Here is an 18,601-nt window from a genome sequence, read left to right on the forward strand (position 1 = left end):
GTGAACATCAACTGGCAACACTATCGTGAGCAGGAAACCCGCTTGCGCGTTGAACTGCCTACGTATCCGTTTGAGCATGTGGTGCTAGGTTCCGGCGTGCGTTTTGAAACGCGCTCGCATCAGCCAAGCGCGCTGTCTCAAAAGATAGGTTTAAGTCAAGAGCAGTGTTCAAACCAAGATGCTGAGAATGCTGATGCGCTAAATAAAAACGCCTCTAACCAAAGTGAATCGAAACATGACTTGGCGCATAAGGCTAACCGCCATCCTCGCCCGAATTTGGTTACGGCATTTGTTGCGCCACGTAACGACATAGAAGCACACATTGCCGAACTCTGGTGCGAACTGTTCAAACTAGAGCAAATAGGTATTCACGACGACTTTTTTGAGCTAGGCGGTAACTCCTTGCTGGCAACGCGCTTGCTCAGTAAGTTACGGGAAAATGGCTTTGATTCCTTGTCGTTGAGTAGCCTTTTTGATCATAAAACGGTGGCAGAACTGGTGAGAAACCTCGGTAAGTCGGCAACTAAATCCACCGTTAATTCCATAAATGAACAGAGTTTAGTATTAACCTCTGGTGCAGGTGAAGCACTTGAAGCACTTACGCCAATGCAGCAGAAATTATGGATGTTTAGTCAATTTGGTGATGGTCACATGGCCTATCACATGCCCTTGATTATTGATGCGAAAGGTGACTTCAATCAAGCGGCGTTTAAAGCCGCGCTGGAGCACATTATTGAACGACACCAAGTGCTGCGAACCACCTATCACAACCAAGACGGCGGCGTATGTTTGCAAGTGCGTGATGATTGGGTATTGCCGTATCGAGTGGAAGTGGCTAGCGAGCAAAATCTTATGGCGACGATCCAACAAGATATTGCACGGGCGTTTGACTTGGAGAACGACTGTTTGCTGCGCGCAAGCGAATATATCCTTGCCGATTCACATCGCATTTTGTTGATTACGCAACATCATATTGCTTCCGATGGTTGGTCGGTGTCCTTGTTAGCCAAAGAGCTAGAAGTCCTGTATGGCGCATTTGTGAACAATCAAACACCGGTGTTACCGCCACTCGCGCTGCAATTTCAGGATTACGCTCATGCTTATCAACATTTTATGCAAGGGCCGGTTTTTGCGCAGCAATTGCAAGAATGGAAACACTTCCTTCATGGTGCGCCGCATCTTCATGATTTACCGTTGGATCATCCCAGAGACAACCAACAGCACTTTGCCGCTCAACGTTTAATACAGTGTTTGCCGACATCGCTTACACAACCAATTCGCGACTTTAACTTGGCGCATAACTTAACGCCCTTCATGTTGCTGCAAAGCACGCTGGCGCTAGTGTTGTGCCGCTGGAGCAATACCCAAGATATTGTGATGGGCACGCCAATAGCAGGGCGCAGTGATGCCAAGTTAGAACCCCTCATCGGCGCATTTGTAAACACCTTAGTGCTGCGTAATCAAGTGGAACCAACACAGTCGTTTGTCGCGTATTTGCAAACCTGTCGTCAGCATCATTTGGATGGATTTTCGCGGCAAATGGTGCCCTATGAAATGTTGCTGGACGAGTTAGGTGTGGTGAAAACACGCCAATATAACCCCTTGTATCAAATTCTCTTCGCCATGCAAAACAACGAGCGTCCGGCGATTCATTTACCTGATTTGCAGTTGAATTTATTAGAGCCACAACACATTGAATCCGTGTTCGATTTGCAAATCAATGCCTATGAAGTGGGCGATGAAATTCAGCTTGTGTGGGATTTCAACACCGCGTTATTCGAAGCGTCGAGCATTGAACGCATGATGGCAAGTTTTGAGCGAGTGCTTGCCTTTGGCTTACAGCAACCCAACACCCCTGTTGGGCAAATTCCGCTGTTGGGTGAATCCCTTGCAAGTTTGTATGCTCAAACCTATAACGCTACTGCCTTGGACGCCGAACCAAACAAACAACAGGCGCCGCTAAAAACCATGCGTGAACAAACGTTGATTGCCCGCATTATGCAGCAAATGCAGGATGAGCCCGAGCGCATGGCGCTGGAGGCGGTCGACCAACGTTTACATTATCGAGATTTGCAGCAGCAAGTTTGCCAGTTAAGTGCAGCGCTTCAGGCAAAAGGTATTGGTAATGGACATTTTGTTGCCTTGTATCTGCCACGACAGTCGCACATGTTGATTGCCTTGTTGGCGGCAATGCACTGTGGGGCAACCTTTGTGCCGTTAGATCCAAAACAGCCTCTAGAGCGCTGCCAGAGTGTGTTGTCGCAAGTGCCGGTTTCAGCAGTGTTAAGCGTCAACGCTTTGTGTACTGACGCGCTGCTGGATGTGCTAGCAACCTTGTCTGCTGAGTCAACGCCTGAATTATTGGTGATAGACAAGTTAGCTAATGCAGAAGCTCAAGTTTGCCTCGATCTTGGCGTAGAGCCTGAGAAGCACGACTCAACAGCCATTTCCCGAAACATGAGCATAAACAGCGAAAACCCAGCTTACATTTTGTTTACTTCTGGCTCCACTGGTCAACCTAAAGGGGTGATGGTTTCGCCAACCGCGCTTTCGGAAATCTTATCCTCCTTTATCCAACAATTTGGCATTACTTCAAATTGTCGCTGGTTAGCGGTAAGTACCTTCACCTTCGATATTGCCTTGCTAGAAATGCTCGCGCCTTTGTGTGTAGGCGGCTGCGTGGTTATTGCCACAGAAGATGAAGTGAAAGACGGTTTTGCACTGCAACAGAAGCTCGAAAATAGTCAAATTAATACCCTGCAAGCCACGCCAGCCACATACAAAATGTTGCTACTGGCAAATTGGCAAGGTATGCCTGATTTAAAAGCGTTGTCTGGTGGCGAAGCACTAACCACTAGCTTGGTAGAAGGCATGCAAGGCAAGTGTGCTGAATTTTGGAATGGTTATGGGCCAACCGAAGCCACCATCTATTGCTTGTTGAAAGCAGTCGATTTTAACGCCGACAGCGGTGAAACCTTAAGCTTGGGTGGCCCATTGGCGAACACCGGTTATTTAGTGCTGGATGAGCAATACCAAGCTGTACCCGTAGGTGTTTCGGGTCAATTATTCATTGGTGGAGTAGGTTTGGCGCAAGGCTATTGGCAGCAAAACGATTTAACTGAATCACGTTTTGTTGAGCTAGATTTAGGTTCGGAATCTGGAAACGAACGCGCTAACCTGCATCGCTTTTATGCCAGTGGCGATTTAGTGCGCGTCAGAAAAGACGGTAATCTGGATTATTTAGGTCGTCTTGATCATCAAGTGAAAGTTCGAGGTCACAGAATTGAGTTAGGTGAGATTGAAGCGCAAGTGGCGGCGCATCCGGCAGTAAAAGACGCAAGTGTGTTAGTCCTTACTCACAGCGATGGTGAAGCCTACATTGTGTGTTACCTGTTAACGCAGCAACAAAACCGCGTCATAGATGAAATTCGCCAACATTTGTTCCAGCAGTTGCCCGCGTACATGCTGCCAAGTGCTTATGTGCCGTTGCCAAGTTGGCCGTTGACTGCCAACGGAAAAATCGACCGTAATGCCTTGCCAGTACCGGATTTTAATCAAGTTGCTGTGCCGATGATTAAACCAGAAAACGCTACACAACAGGCGGTGGCGGATCTGTGTCAAAAAGTGCTGCATCTTGAGCAGCTTAGCCTTGCGGCGAATTTCTTTGAATTGGGGGGAAACTCGTTAACCGCAACGCATTTTGTGGCCCTGCTTAACGAGCAATTTACCTTGCAGTTGAGCGTGAAAGACGTTGTTGAGCAAGCAACCTTGTTGCAAGTGGCTAATTTGCTTGAGGCGAAACGCAGTGATGCACAACGCGCACAACATTTATTGATGAGTGACGAGACGCCAATCAACGACGACACGCTTGAGGAATTTGAATTATGAGTTTGGATGCATTACTCCAACGCTGTGAAACCAGTGGTATCAAGTTTCAGTTAGATGGGGAAAAGTTAAGCGTAAAAGCGCCGCCGGGCAGCATCGATGCAGAATTAGCCGCGCAACTCAAAGCGCAAAAAGCGGAGTTGCTTGCCTTTTTCATAGGCAATAATACCCAAGCACTGGCGGCGCAGCGCCATATTCAAGCGCAACATGAAACGGGGCCAGTTCCGTTGTCATTTGGGCAACGCCGTTTGTGGTTGATGCACGAAATGGACAAGCACAGCGCCCAATACAACATGCCTTTTGTGGTGTTACTGGAAGGTGAGCTAAACAAAGCCGCGCTTACACAAACCTTTGCTGATATTGTTGAACGACATCATGTTTTACGTAGTGTGTATCGCGAGATTGATGCAGAGTCTTGTCAGATAGTTGTTGAAAATCAAGAGTTTAAGGTTAATTGGCAAGTGCTGGAACTCCCCTTTCTCGATACTCAATCGCGGGATAGTCAACCCCAAAATAGTCCGGTAAACAGCAAGCAAGTGCAGCAAGCGGTGAGTGACTTCATCTCACAACCGTTCGATCTCACGCGTGAGATAATGCTGCGAGTCGGCGTGATAGAGCTATCTGCTGCGAATAAAACGCAATCTGAAAAAGCGCCAAACTCAGCGCCACAATATATTTTGATGGCGGTGATGCATCACATTGCGTCCGATGCATGGTCGGTGAATTTGCTGTTGGAGCAGTTTATTCAGGGCTATCAATATCGCGTACAGCTTCCTTTAACTGCGGCAGAGAAAGCAGAAAACTCAGCTAATCCGCTTGGTGTTTTGCCTATCCAATATTCGGATTACGCCTTGTGGCAGCAAGAATTTAGCACATCACAAGCAATGATGAAGCAGTTGGATTATTGGCAACAGCAACTACACAATGCGTCCGTGCTGCATGGTTTGCCAACCGATTACCCGCGTCCCGCGCAAATGCGCTTTTGGGGTAACGATTACAAACAGCGTTTTGATGCAGGCTTGACCCAAGGTTTGCAGCAGCTATGTCAGCGCCACGAATTGACCTTGTTTATGCTGATGCAAGCAGCGTTAACCTTACTGATCGCCAAGTATTCGGCTAGCACCGATGTGGTTATTGGCACACCTGTGAGTGGTCGACATCAAGCGCAAACCGAGTCATTGATTGGCTTTTTTGTGAATACCTTGGCATTGCGTGTGGACATCGAGGATTGTCACACGTTAAAAGAGGTGGCGTTAAAAACGAAAAAGGCACTGTTAGCAGGATTAGAGAATCAAGATGCACCTTTCGATTTGGTAGTAGAAAGGCTCGCGCCAGTCAGGAGCAGCCGTTACAACCCGATATTTCAAGTGATGTTGGTGGTGCAAAATTCACCGCCTGCGGAGGCGCAAACCTCGGATTTAAAAGTATCGGAATTCCCACTTTCCAGCCAAACTAGCAAGTTCGACATCACGTTAACAGTAACCGAAACTCGTGACGATTTGCGCTTGAGTTGGGAATACGCCACCGATTTATTTGACGCTGAAACCATTGTTGGCTTTGCCCGCAGTTATCAAGCGTTGTTGCAGCAAATGTTGGTTAATTTTGAGCAACCTATCGACGCTGTGTGCTTATGTTCAGAGGAAGAAGAAGCGGCGTTGTTAGCAATGGGTCAAGGTGAAATGCTCCCGCTCTGCGAGACGGTTTGTGTCGAGGATGCTTCGCTTGTCGACAACAACGCTCAACCCGTAGGCATTCTGCCTTGGTTTGTTGCGGCGGCTGAAGCCTATCCAAGTGCTATTGCCGTGAGCGATGAAACCAACGAGGGCATTAATACTTTGCGCTATCGTCAAGTGGCAAGCTTGTCGGATAATCTTGCTCGCGCATTGCAGCAAGCGGGTGTACAGCGTCAGGATAAAATTGGCGTATGCGTAACCCGTAATCGTTTTTTACCGGCGGTTTTATTGGGGATCTTTAAAGCTGGTGCGGCCTATGTGCCGTTGGACCCAAACTACCCGCAATCGCGCTTGCACTATATGACACAAGATGCCGCTTTAACCCATGTGATCACTGATGAAAACACCCGTGATCGCATGGAAGCGCTTCCTGTTGCTTTGTTGGATCGGCAAGCGTTAATGGCATCTTCTGGGCAACATTCGTCGCCCGAAACTCCGTTATTCGAAAACACATCAACAGTTGGCTATCCTGCCTTGTCGGACGCGGCTTACCTTATTTACACCTCCGGTTCCACAGGCAACCCGAAGGGCGTGGTGATCACTCACAAAAACGTAGCGGCCTTGCTGCGCTGGGCGCAATCCACCTTTAGCGACAGTGCCAGAGCCAAGGTGCTGGCATCCACCTCGTTGTCTTTCGATTTATCCGTGTTTGAGTTGTTTTTGCCGCTGTGTTTTGGCACACAAATTCACATCGTTGATAACTTACTCAGCTTGATGCAAAGTGATGGCGCGGGCATTACCTTAATCAACACCGTGCCTTCTGCCATTTCCACCTTGGCACAAGCAAAGGCCATTCCCGATAGCGTGCAAATGGTGAATGTGGCAGGTGAAGTGCTCACACGCGCCACGGTGAACGCCATTTACCAGCAAAGCCAAACCGAGCAAGTGTTTAATTTATATGGTCCGTCGGAAGACACCACCTATTCCACATGGGAGTGGGTGAAAAAAGATGAGCAAAACGAACCCTGCATTGGTCGCCCTATTGCCAATACCCGCGCTTATGTGTTGAACCCTGAACAGCAACTTGTGCCAGTAAATATGCCGGGCGAGCTGTATTTAGCGGGTGATGGCGTAGCGAATGGTTATTTCAACAAGCCTGAATTAACGGCGCAAAGTTTTGTGCCTGAGCGGTGTTTATCTCAACGACTTGCCTCTGAAAATGCGGATAACGGGGTTAATGCAACGCCAGCGAATATGTACGCGACAGGTGATGTAGTGCGTTGGAATCATCAAGGCAAATTGGTGTTTTTAGGGCGTAAAGATCATCAAGTGAAAATTCGCGGCTTCCGTATTGAAATAGGTGAAATTGAAAGTGCGTTGCTGGCGTTAGAGGGCGTGGAGAAAGCTGCTGTGGTGGTCGCTGGCGAGCAGCGCGATCATTTGGTGGCGTGCGTGGTCTTGGCGCAGAAGCAAGACTTGGCTAATCAAGCATGTAAGCAAAACATCAAACGGGCATTAGCCGAGAAGTTGCCGCCGCACATGGTGCCAGCGTCTATACAATTATTTGATGCCTTAGCGCATACGCCAAGTGGCAAAATCGATCGCAAAGCCATCCAATTACAAGACTTAGACAATAGTAACCTTGAAAAGCGCGAAGTGATTGCGCCAGAAACCGACACCGAAGCACATTTGCTTGCGCTGTGGCAATCGGTGCTGAAAACCCAAGCCATTTCGGTGACGGACGATTTCTTCCAAATTGGCGGGCACTCGTTACATGCAGCGCGTATTTTAGCGCGCTTGCGAGAAAGTGGTGTTGAACAAGCGAGCATTGCCGACAGTTTTCAGTATCCAAGTATCCGTGCATTTGCTGCCATGTTGGATGCGCGTGTGAACCAAGAAAGCGTTGCTGGGGGCAAGTTTAAACAGGATGACCTCGCCAGTGAGAAAGCGTCAGGCTGGCATATTGCGCCGCGTCCACAGAATGTCACCAACGCGCCTCTGTCTTACGCACAAAAACGCCTATGGTTTATTGATGGTTTGTTACCGGTACAACAAAAAGCCACTTACAACATTCCGTTAGTGCTGCGGCTGCAAAGCCAAGGTGAAAACAGGCTCAATGTGGCTTTGCTGCAATCGGCCTTGGATCAGATTATTCAACGCCACTCGGCGCTTCGTACCGCCATGCAAGTGCCACAAGGACAAAGTTGGCCTGAGCAGAGGATTCACAACATCACCGGCTTGCCGCTGGAAGAATTTGAGTGTGTTCTTGAAACTCAACAGCAAATTAAGCAGAAAATAAACGACTTTGTGCTGCAACCTTTTGATTTGTCGGAACCGCTGAAAATACGTGCGGGCTTGTTTCATTTGTTAAAGGGACAAAATCAAGAGAGCGTGTTAGCGCTGAGCATGCATCATATTGTTAGTGATGGCTTGAGCGTGAAAATCCTGCTGCAAGAATTGCGCGAATGTTACGTTTTCGCCAGTGAACACTCCTATGTTGATCAAGGCGAAAAAATGGCTCAGCGTTCAAGTTTGTCAGCTTCTTTAGCGCCTTTAGCCATAGAATTTGCCGACTACGCCTACTGGCAACAGCAGCAACAGGAAAGCATGCAAGCTAGCCTCGATTATTGTCTAACGCGTTTACAGGGGATTCCGCTGGTACACAATTTGCCTTTGGACTACCCAAGAGGCAAACAGGTTAGCTATCGTGGTGCGCGCGTTAAAATGGCGTTGCCTAAGGCGCTTTCCGCTCGTCTTAAAGATTACGCTCAGTTTTGCGGCGTGACCCACTTTATGGTGTTGCAACGCCTTTTTGCGGTGTTACTAAGCCGTTGGAGTCGCGAGTCCGACATCGTAATGGGAACCGTGGTGGCGAATCGTCCGTTGGCGTCCCTTGAGCCCATAATTGGCTTTTTTGTGAATACTGTGGTGCTGCGTACGCAAGTCAATGCCAGCGACACGTTTCAACAAATTTTGCAACAAGGTAAGCAAGAGTTAAGTGACGCTTTTGCCCATAGCCAATTGCCGTTCGACTTGTTACTGGACGCGTTAAAGCTACCCAGAAACGAAGCCATTCATCCGGTGTTTCAAATACTATTTTCCATGCAAAACCACGACGATTTGCTCGCCAGCGGAACCGACAACGGCCAAGATATGGCAGGCGTGAAGGTGTCTGGTTGGGATGATGCAATGCCTTTCGCCAAGTTCGATTTATCGCTGAACGTGGTTGAAGCCGAGGGCGAGTTTATTTGCGATTGGGAATATTGTTGTGATTTATTTCACGCGCACCACATTGAAGCGATGGCGCAAGCTTATACGCAGTTATTGGATGCCTGTTTAACTCAGCCGCAATTGCCGGTGGGCGAAGCCACTATGTTGAGCGAAGGGCATGTAGCCCGTTTGCTTGAATTGGCGTCAGGACAAGCGATACCCGCAAATCACAGCTTCGAACCCTTACCGAATCAATTTAAAGCCTTGTGCCAGCAAAAAGGCGATGCTTCTGCCGTATGTTATTTGCCAGATCAGCGCCTGAGCTTTGCTAATTTGTATCAAGGCGCAAGCCTCGTGGCGGCGCAGTTGCAGGAAAAAGGCATTGGCAAAGGCGATATTGTGGGCATTTGTTTGCCACGTAGCACCGACTTAATCCTAGCGATCGTCGCTGTGCATCTAGCGGGTGCGGCTTATTTGCCGTTAGATCCAAGCTATCCACCCGCGCGTTTGCAGTCCATGTTGGAAGACGCCGAACCAAGAGCGGTTTTGAGTTATCACCACATTCAACGGGACTTGGCGCTAGAAAAAACATCGGCCCGCGAATGGTTCTTTGTGGAGCAGATCGCGTTAAACCCGTTGGCTCAAAGACAAATTTTGGGTTCTGCCGAGTTTAAGCAATTTCACCAAAGTGTGACGCTGTATCCAGACGATGCCGCCTACGTGATTTACACCTCAGGTTCAACAGGCAAACCTAAAGGTGTAGTGGTGAATCATGGCAGTTTACGTAATCTTATCGACAACTTGCAGCGCGAGGTGCTGCTGCCAGTCCAACGTGCGCTTGAACCCAAGAAAACACCTGTGCGCTGGGCGTTGAACGCGTCTGTGTCTTTCGACGCGTCATTGCAAGGCATTGGCATGATGTATCTGGGGGTGGAATTGCACGTATTGTCTTCATCCTTAAGGCAAGATACGGAGCAGTTGATAGCGTATTTCGCGCAGCAGCAAATTAGCCTGTATGACTGTACGCCATCGCAATTGCGGGTGCTGTTAAAAACCGCCGACGTGTTGCAACAGGAACACAAAGCACTAAAACAGGAAAACGAAATTCATCTGCCTTCGGTGTTAGTGGGTGGCGAGAAGCTTAAAGAGGATTTATGGCATCACATTGCTGTTAGGTTCACTGCGCCACAACGTTATTGTTGGAATGTATATGGACCGACCGAAAGTACAGTGGATGCCACCATTGCTTTGGTGACGCTGCCTTTAGCCTCGACCGATGCGCCTCAGCTAGCGTTATCCCACATAGGCAGGCCGCTAACGGGCGTGGATTGTTTGATAGTGGACGAACATCTAAATCCTGTGCCAGCGGGTGTTTATGGTGAACTTTTGCTCGGCGGCTCAGGCTTAGCGCAAGGGTATTTAAACCGTGCAGAACTGACCGCTGAGCGCTTTATCGCTTTGCCTAGTTCGGTGCATATTCCCAACTCAACTCAACAACTGGCATTGGAAAAACAGCGTTTTTATCGTACTGGCGATTTGGTGCGCTGGCGCGTGGATGGCAACCTTGCGTATCTTTCTCGCATGGATAACCAAGTGAAGCTGCGCGGCTATCGGATTGAGCTTGGGGAAATTGAAGCTCTGCTAAAACAGAGTGATGGCGTAGCCGACGCGGTCGTTATCACGGATGCGCAACAATCATTATTGTTTGCTTACGTTGTACCTGAAGGGGGTTTGGCAGAGGACGAACCGGCACAACATGCGTGGTGTCAGCAGTTAAAACAAATGTTAAGTCAGCAGCTTCCCGAATTTATGCTGCCGCATGCCATTATGGCGCTTGCTGCTCTGCCGTTATCGCCTTCCGGTAAGGTGGATACCAAGGCGTTGCCGACTGGTTTGCCACAAATGGACATTGACCCCAAAAATGGAGCATTTCAAGCACATGAATCCGCAAGCACGCTTACCGATACCGAGCATGCTTTAGCGGAAATTTGGAGCGATTTGCTTGGTTTGCCACATGTCGATCCAAACGCTTCGTTTTATACCTTGGGCGGTTACTCCTTGTTATTGGTAGAGCTGGCAACCTGCATCCGTGGGCGCTTTGGGTGTCAACTAAGTCTCGAAGTCTTAATGCGACATGCAACCTTAAGGCAAATGGCACACTTGATTGATAACCAATGCGCGGCGCTTCCAAAAGAGGGTGAAAATAATGAAAGTGCTGCGGCAAATAGTTATCAGATATTGCGCCAAGGCAATCACGATAAATCCCCCTTATTTTTGCTACCAGCCTTGGATGGTTTTGGTACGGCGTACTTATCTTTGGCGGCTCAGCTAAGCGGCGACTATCCCATTTATGCGATGCAATATCGAGGCTTTGAACAAGTGAATTCGGTGCAAGAGTTGGCGGCAGCTTATTTACATAACATCCGCAAGATCCAGCCTCACGGGCCTTATTACTTAGCGGGTTGGTCGTTTGGTGGCAGCCTTGCTCACGAAGTGGCGTGTGGGTTATTAGCAGAACAAGAGCAGATTGCTTTACTGGTAAAACTGGATAGCGGTTGGCCAGCCCTTGGCGAATTTAACTTAACGCCAGAAGCCATTGTGGAAGAACTCGCGCAAGAATACGGCGCCTTTGATATGGCGGGCATTCGCGCGGCGAGTGGTGTAAAAGCTAAGTTGCAGAAAATGTTGTCCCAAGGGCAATCAAGTGCGGTTTTACCGCGCTCCATGACTTTAGCGCATCTTGAACAGCGCTTTGCCATTATTCAGCACCATTACCGTTTGCTGAGTGATTATCAGCCAAGCTTTTATCCTGATACGAGCCATTTTATTAGCGCCCACAGCAGCGTTGTGAACGCCGAGCATATTGCCTTTTGGAAGGTCAGCGCACAACAGCAAAGCTTACTGCGGGTGGCGGGCAACCATCACAGCATGTTGGCCCAGCCCAATGTGCAAGAAACAGCTATGCATCTGGACACACTCATCAAAAATACAACGTACACACAAGAGAATGCATCATGATTAGAACGCTTCTTGCCCAAAATGGCTGGTTGATTTTGCTAGCCACCTTGGTTAGCTCAACCAGCGCTTTGTTCGCTTTGTACATGGTTGCCGCGATTAGCGACCAGATTAGTCAAACCGCAGGCGACCCAAGTTCGTGGCTTGCCCGTTTTCTGCTTGGCATTGTTGCCCTGTTTGCATTGGGGTTTTTGTCGCAGTGGTTGTTAACCCTGCTGAGCACACGCTTTGTTGCCAAACTCCGCAAAACCATCTCAACCAACATCTTAAACGCCAATTACGCGCAATTAGAATATACCGGTGGGCACAAGTTGTACGCGGCATTAACAAGCGACATCTCTAGCGTATCGGGGGCCTTATCTACCTTTCCGGTGTTTGTGTTTAACCTCACCGCGATTTTTGTGTGCTTGTTGTACCTTGCCACCCAATCGTTGGATTTATTCACTCTGCTCATTGGCGTGTTGTTGGTGGCTGTTGGCACCATTCAAATATTAATGGACGCTAGCGCCGTGCGTATTCAGGCCCTAAGAGAGTCGGAGGACAGCCTGTTCAGCTACTTCAAAGCGTTAATTGATGGCAGCAAGGAGTTGTCGGTAAACCGCGATCGCAAACGCTTTTTTCTGGATGAGCAATTGCATGGCGGCGTTCAAACCATGAAAGGCAAAGAGCGAAGCGCACAATTGTTTATGAATATCAGCATGAATTGGGGCACCACCGTGCTGTTTATCGCTATGGGTATTGTGGCTATTAGTGCCTCTGTGTTCTTTCAGTTGCCGCAGCCGGTGGTGACGACCTTTGTGTTTGTGCTGATCTATTTAGCAGGGCCAATTGGCGGCGTAATTAACGACCAGCAAGTGCTCATTCGCGGTTTTGTGGGAGCAGCAAAGCTTGATAGCTTGCGCTTAAACGCGCAGCCATTAGTCGAAACTAATGCAGCTGCAAATGCGTTGCTGCATGAACCAAGCGTGGCGCACAAAAAGCTGCATGACTTTGAGCGCTTGCAAGTGCGCGGCTTGCATTATCGTTATAAAGACTTGGAAAAGCTTGAGTCGGAAGACGCAAATACAGACGAATACCATTTTTCCGTTGGTCCAATTGATTTTGAGATTCAACGCGGTGAGGTGGTGTTTTTTGTGGGGGGAAACGGCAGTGGTAAGTCTACCGTCGCGAAGCTGATTACCGGTTTATATCAATACGACAGCGGCGAGTTAATGCTGAACGGCAAAGCGCAAACGCCGGAGGATGATGCCTATCGCGCCCATTTTTACACCATTCATGCAGAATGCTATGTGTTCGATACCTTGTTGGACGAACACGGCAAGCTAGCTGACGATGCGCGTAGTCGTGAATGGCTTGAGCGCCTTGGTTTAGCCCACAAAATTCGCGTAGAAAACGGGGTGTTGTCTTCCACGAATTTATCCAGCGGTCAGCGTAAGCGCTTAGCTTTGTTACAAGCGTATTTGCAAGACGCGCCGATTTACGTGTTCGATGAGTGGGCCGCCGAGCAAGATCCTATCTTCCGAGAACTGTTTTACACCGAATTGTTGCCCGAGCTTAAGCGCCAGAACAAAGCGGTTATCGCGGTGAGTCACGACGACGCCTACTTTGGCGTGGCCGACAGGGTGGTGAAATTCGACCAAGGCCAGATTGTCTCCCAAGAGCTAGGCACGACCGTCAGCGCTGTAAGCACCAGTACGAGCAATACAAGCCACTCTCAGTCCCCTGCATTGGCTGAGTTGGAGGTGAAACGCTAAACCAGATCCCGCGCGGCCATCCTTCTTAGTGCAACCTGCATACCGATGGCGCGTTAGGCGATAACGCCTACAAACAAAAAACATAAATAACAACGCATAAAAAACGCATAGAAAAATAAAGAAACTTCGCCCGCCCGCTGCTAACTCACCGGACTGGCGATCCAAAAATAATACTGAACGGAATGAGCACCGTATGCAGCGGGCTTCGCTCATCCTAAAAAAAGTGAATGGAGCAATGTATGTCGACATTTAACTATAAAAAGTACCGGCCATTTCCACCGGTTAACCTGAAAAACCGTACGTGGCCAGATAAGGTCATCAGTAAAGCGCCCATTTGGAATAGTGTGGATTTGCGTGATGGCAATCAGGCATTGGTTGAGCCTATGAGCGTTGAGCAAAAACTTAGAATGTTCAAACTGCTAGTCAAGTTGGGGTTCAAACAAATCGAAATTGGTTTCCCGGCGGCGTCTAGCGCGGATTTTGATTTTTGTCGCTACGTGATTGAGCATGATTTAGTGCCCGACGATGTAGTGATTCAAGCCATTACTCAAGCCCGAGAAGACTTAATTCGCCGCACTTATGAAGCTTTAGAGGGGGTGAAAAAAGGCATAGTTCTGATTTACAACGTTACCTCAAAAGTGCAGCGTGAACAGGTGTATCAACACTCGCAAGCACAAGTGATTTCGATGGCGCAAGACGCCGCAAAGTTAGTGCAAGACATCGCCCAAGATTACCCGCAAACCGACTGGACTTTTCACTACGGATTAGAAAGCTTTACCGGCACCGAACTGGATTTTGCCGTGGAGGTGTGCGATGCCGTAACCGAGGTTTGGCAACCCACGCCAGACAAACCGATAATGATGAGCTTGCCCGCTACTGTGGAAATGTCGACACCCAACATTTACGCGGATCAGGTGGAATACTTCCTCACCCATATTAACAATCGCCCAAGCATTATTTTAAGCATTCACACCCACAACGACCGAGGCTGCGGCGTGGCATCAGCAGAAATGGCATTGATGGCTGGCGCAGACCGAATTGAAGGTACGCTATTAGGTAACGGTGAGCGTACTGGCAACATGGATATCGTCACCATGGCGATGAATTTATACAGCCAAGGCGTAGATCCAGAGCTGGATTTGTCGCACATGGACGAAATTATTGCCTGCGTGGAATACTGCACCAAAATCAGTTTGCATCCGCGTCACCCGTATGTTGGCGAGCTAGTGTATTCGGCGTTTTCCGGTGGGCATCAACACGCTATTCAAAAATGCCTAAGCCAATACAAGGAAGGCGATGTGTGGGAAGTGGCCTATTTACCTATCGACCCAAAAGACATTGGTCGCTCCTATCAGCAACTTATTCGCATTAACAGCCAGTCTGGCAAAGGCGGCATGGCCTATGTGCTGGAAGCCAATTTTGGTGTGAAATTACCGCGTTGGATGCAGCTAGATTTCAGGCAAATTGTGCAAAAAGTAGCAGACGAAAACGGCGGTGAGCTTACCCCGAACGACATCTGGGACTTGTTCGAAAACGCTTACCTACATGAGCCGGATGATAAAGGCGCTGACGTTAGCGCGTTGCAAAAGGCATTATTCGCAGAAGAAAGCGAGATCGACACTATCGGAGAAGCCGACCTTATCGAACGCATTAAAGCCGCCAGCAAAACCGTGCTACAAGCCCACTTTGGCGTAGACGTAGATGTACTGGTGCTAGAAACCCATCGCCAATTAGATAAAGCCGATGCCAAAGTCGTGTGCTTTGCCCACCTAAGTTGCAACGGCGAGCGCGTGATTGGTTGCGCCATCCACGACAACACCCTAACCGCGTTATTGACCGCCGTAGCAGGCGAAGTGCGCCGTTACCAGCGCACAGTTGCCAAAAAACAAAGCGCGCCTGTGTGTCAATAAACGCAGAAACTCAGTCGCAGGGAAGCGACTGCAAAGCTTACAAGGATGTATTCACAGCGAGTCTGCGTTAATGCACACAGGTGGGCTTTTTAGAATCAGCGCACAACAGTCAAAGCGCAACTGTGTGCAATTAAAAGCAGACCCTCAGTCGCAGGGAAGCGACTGCAAAGCTTACAAGGAAGTATTTAAAACCTATTTACTTAAACAGCAGAAAAATTATGAGCGAACAACGCATTTCATTCGATGGCGGCATCTTATACTTAACCGCCGATACCCAGCTAATCACCCAACAACTTGAATCCGATTTCGTACCAGAGCGAGAAGGGCTAGCGTTAATGGACAACATCTCCACAGACGAAACCACACCGGGCTGGACCTGCTTCTGGTACGACGACACATTAGCCAAATACTGCATGATTGGCCTGCGCGATGGCGTAGTGGCAGAAAATGCCATCAAACAAAAAGGCGCGTCCGTACTGGTGGCAGGAAAATCCAAAGGCTGCGGCTCCTCCCGCGAACATGCACCTTATTCAGAACTGCTAGCAGGTGTGAAATTAGTGATTGCCGAAAGCTTTGAGAAAATCTACGCGCAAAACAGCCGCAACATAGGCTTGCTGTTATCAACCGATTTTTCCTTGCTAGAACGCATCGAAAATGGCGAAACAATTGCCATCGACACCTTCTGCCAAGGGCTTGATCCCATCTCCGCAGACATCGTAAAAATGGGCGGCTTATTCAAATACAATATTGCACGTTTGGATGGCAAAGTGCAGGTTCCCGTGGTGAATACCGCGCCACGCCCGCTTAACATTGCGGAGAAAATCATTGCTCGCAATACCGTTGTTGGTAACGGCCAATATGGGGTTGAAGCAGTAAAAGCGGGTGATGCTTTATTCTGCAAAGCCGATGTGCGCTTTACCCACGACTATTCCACCGCCATGTGCGGCGAGATGTTCTACAAAAACTTTGGGGAAAACCGCAAAGTCACCGAAAAAGAAAGCCAGTACGCCTTTCGCGATCACTTAACCTTTGTTGGTTCGGTGCTGAAAAAAGACCCGAAAAAAGCGCATTTAATAGAAGTGACCGACGCCCTTGCCACCCATCAGCGTGACTTCTGCAAAGAGCAAGACATCACCTTGTACGACGAAGTGGGTGAGGGCAGTCAGGCCATTTGTCACAACGGTATTTTGGAAGATATTGGCTTGCCGGGAGATGTGATTATTGGTACCGACAGCCACACTTGCACAGCAGGGGCGTTGGGCGCGTTAGCCTTTGGTGTGGGGTCCACCGACATGGCAAACGCCATGCTCACCAAAGACATCCAAATTACCACGCCGGGCGTCATCCGCATTGAGCTTAGCGGTGAATTGCCCAAAGGCGTTGCAGCCAAAGACATCGTGTTGCACATCATGACCAATCCCATTTTCAAAAACGGTGAATCTATTGGCAAGGTGCTGGAATACACAGGTAGCGGCATTGCTCAGCTTGGCTTGGATGAGCGCGCCACACTCACCAATATGGCGGTAGAAGCCGGTGCCATGACCGCCATCGTTGAAGCCGACAGCACCGTAGTGGATTATCTTGTTAACAAACGCGGGCTAGACCGCGCTAGCGTAGAGGCAAGGTTGATTAAAAGCGATGCAGGAGCCCGCTATACGCATCAACTTCACATTGATTTAAGCGCGTTATCGCCCACGGTTGCCACGCCGGGAGACCCGCGAAACGGCGTACCCTTGCCGCAACTGGTCGCCGAGCAAGGTGAGATTAAAATTGACATTGCTTATGGCGGCAGTTGCACCGGCGGTAAATGTGAAGATATGGATATGTATGCCGAGGTGTTCGCGAAAGGGTTGGCGCAAGGCAAACGGGTTCACCCGGAGGTGGATTGTTACATTCAGTTTGGTAGCCAATTTGTAAAGCAGTACGCGCGGGATAAGGGGTACATTGAGGTGTTTGAGAAGGTGGGCGTGAAAACGATCGATCCGTCTTGCGGTGCGTGCATTAATGCTGGGCCGGGATCTTCGGATCATGCGGGTCAGGTGAGTGTGAGTGCGATTAATCGTAATTTTCCGGGGCGTTCAGGGCCGGGACAGGTGTATTTGGCGTCGCCGTATGTGGTTGCTGCTTCGGCAATGGCGGGGCGCATTAGTGGTGTGCATGAAGCTTTGGCTGACTAATTTAACTCGTTAGTTGCTAAAGCATCGTCGTTTGGGGTGGGGGCAATCCCCACCTCCTTTTTTATGCATTTGCACAACTGCTTGGGTGCTCAAACGCTGCCTGCTTCACTTTCTCAAAGTCGCTTTCGCATCCCTGCTCGCTCAAGACTTTTCGTCCTGAAAAGTATGCTTTTCGAAAGTGAATCAGCCACCGTTTTTGAATTTGTCTGCTCGTAATTCAACAAGTTATCGGTAGAGAATTAGGCGCAAAACGGAACAACGAAGCTCATCTGTGGGAGATTAAAAGCAGACCCTCAGCCGCAGGGATGCGGCTGCGGAGCCTCCATGGATGGATTTACGGCGAGTCTGCGTTAATTCCCATAGGTGGGCTTTTTAAATTGCCGCCACAGATGCACTTTGGCTAAGCAGGCAAGCGTGCGAGTGCCGTTTGCGTTAGTTTATGAGCAAAACCGAACAACGAAGCTCATCTGTGGGAGATTAAAAGCAAACCCTCAGCCGCAGGGAAGCGGCTGCGGAGCGTACATGGAAGTATTCACAGCGAGTTTGCGATAAATCTCTACCGGTGAGTCGAAGCTGAAGTTCATCTAAAGATCCGCTTGGTATGCAAACGCTGCCTGCTTCACTTTCTCAAAGTCGCTTTCGCATCGTGTTTTTCAAAGATAGCTCGCTCAAGACTTTTCGTCCTGAAAAGTATGCTTTTCGAAAGTGAATCAGCCACCGTTTTTGAATTTGTCTGCTCGTAATTCAACAAGTTATCGGTAGAGAATTAGGCGCAAAACGGAACAATGAAGCTCATCTGTGGGAGATTAAAAGCAGACCCTCAGCCGCAGGGAAGTGTAGTATAAACGCTGCCTGCTTCACTTTCTCAAAATCGCTTTCGCATCGTGTTTTTCAAAGATAGCTCGCTCAAGACTTTTCGTCCTGAAAAGTATGCTTTTCGAAAGTGAATCAGCCACCGTTTTTGAATTTGTCTGCTC

General features: G+C 48.9%; 5 protein-coding genes. All 5 read left to right on the forward strand.

The window, feature by feature from the left end; translation table 11 throughout:
* The coding region (locus HJG39_RS18200) for a non-ribosomal peptide synthetase (RefSeq protein WP_268411702.1) at positions 1 to 3,888 on the forward strand (3,888 nt) is incomplete at its 5' end.
* Positions 3,885 to 11,786, forward strand: a complete 7,902-nt coding sequence (locus HJG39_RS18205; protein WP_268411704.1) for a non-ribosomal peptide synthetase — start codon at positions 3,885 to 3,887, stop codon at positions 11,784 to 11,786. The genes HJG39_RS18200 and HJG39_RS18205, both read left to right, overlap by 4 nt.
* On the forward strand, positions 11,783 to 13,537 hold the full coding sequence (locus HJG39_RS18210) for a cyclic peptide export ABC transporter (protein WP_268411705.1): 1,755 nt from the start codon (positions 11,783 to 11,785) through the stop codon (positions 13,535 to 13,537). Before HJG39_RS18205 ends, HJG39_RS18210 begins: the two co-directional genes overlap by 4 nt.
* 239 nt (positions 13,538 to 13,776) lie before the next feature.
* Positions 13,777 to 15,447, forward strand: coding sequence for a 2-isopropylmalate synthase (locus HJG39_RS18215; RefSeq protein ID WP_268411707.1), 1,671 nt, complete (start codon positions 13,777 to 13,779; stop codon positions 15,445 to 15,447).
* 218 nt (positions 15,448 to 15,665) lie between these two features.
* Positions 15,666 to 17,624, forward strand: coding sequence for an aconitase family protein (locus HJG39_RS18220; protein WP_268411709.1), 1,959 nt, complete (start codon positions 15,666 to 15,668; stop codon positions 17,622 to 17,624).
* Positions 17,625 to 18,601 lie beyond the last annotated feature (977 nt).

Source organism: Alteromonas sp. a30, assembly GCF_026788005.1.
Taxonomy (GTDB): Bacteria; Pseudomonadota; Gammaproteobacteria; order Enterobacterales; family Alteromonadaceae; genus Paraneptunicella.

Bases quoted from the DNA above. Each gene is read 5' to 3' on its own strand.
- HJG39_RS18205 (WP_268411704.1), top strand. From the start codon at position 3,885: ATGAGTTTGGATGCATTACTCCAACGCTGTGAAACCAGTGGTATCAAG.
- HJG39_RS18210 (WP_268411705.1), top strand. From the start codon at position 11,783: ATGATTAGAACGCTTCTTGCCCAAAATGGCTGGTTGATTTTGCTAGCC.
- HJG39_RS18215 (WP_268411707.1), top strand. From the start codon at position 13,777: ATGTCGACATTTAACTATAAAAAGTACCGGCCATTTCCACCGGTTAAC.
- HJG39_RS18220 (WP_268411709.1), top strand. From the start codon at position 15,666: ATGAGCGAACAACGCATTTCATTCGATGGCGGCATCTTATACTTAACC.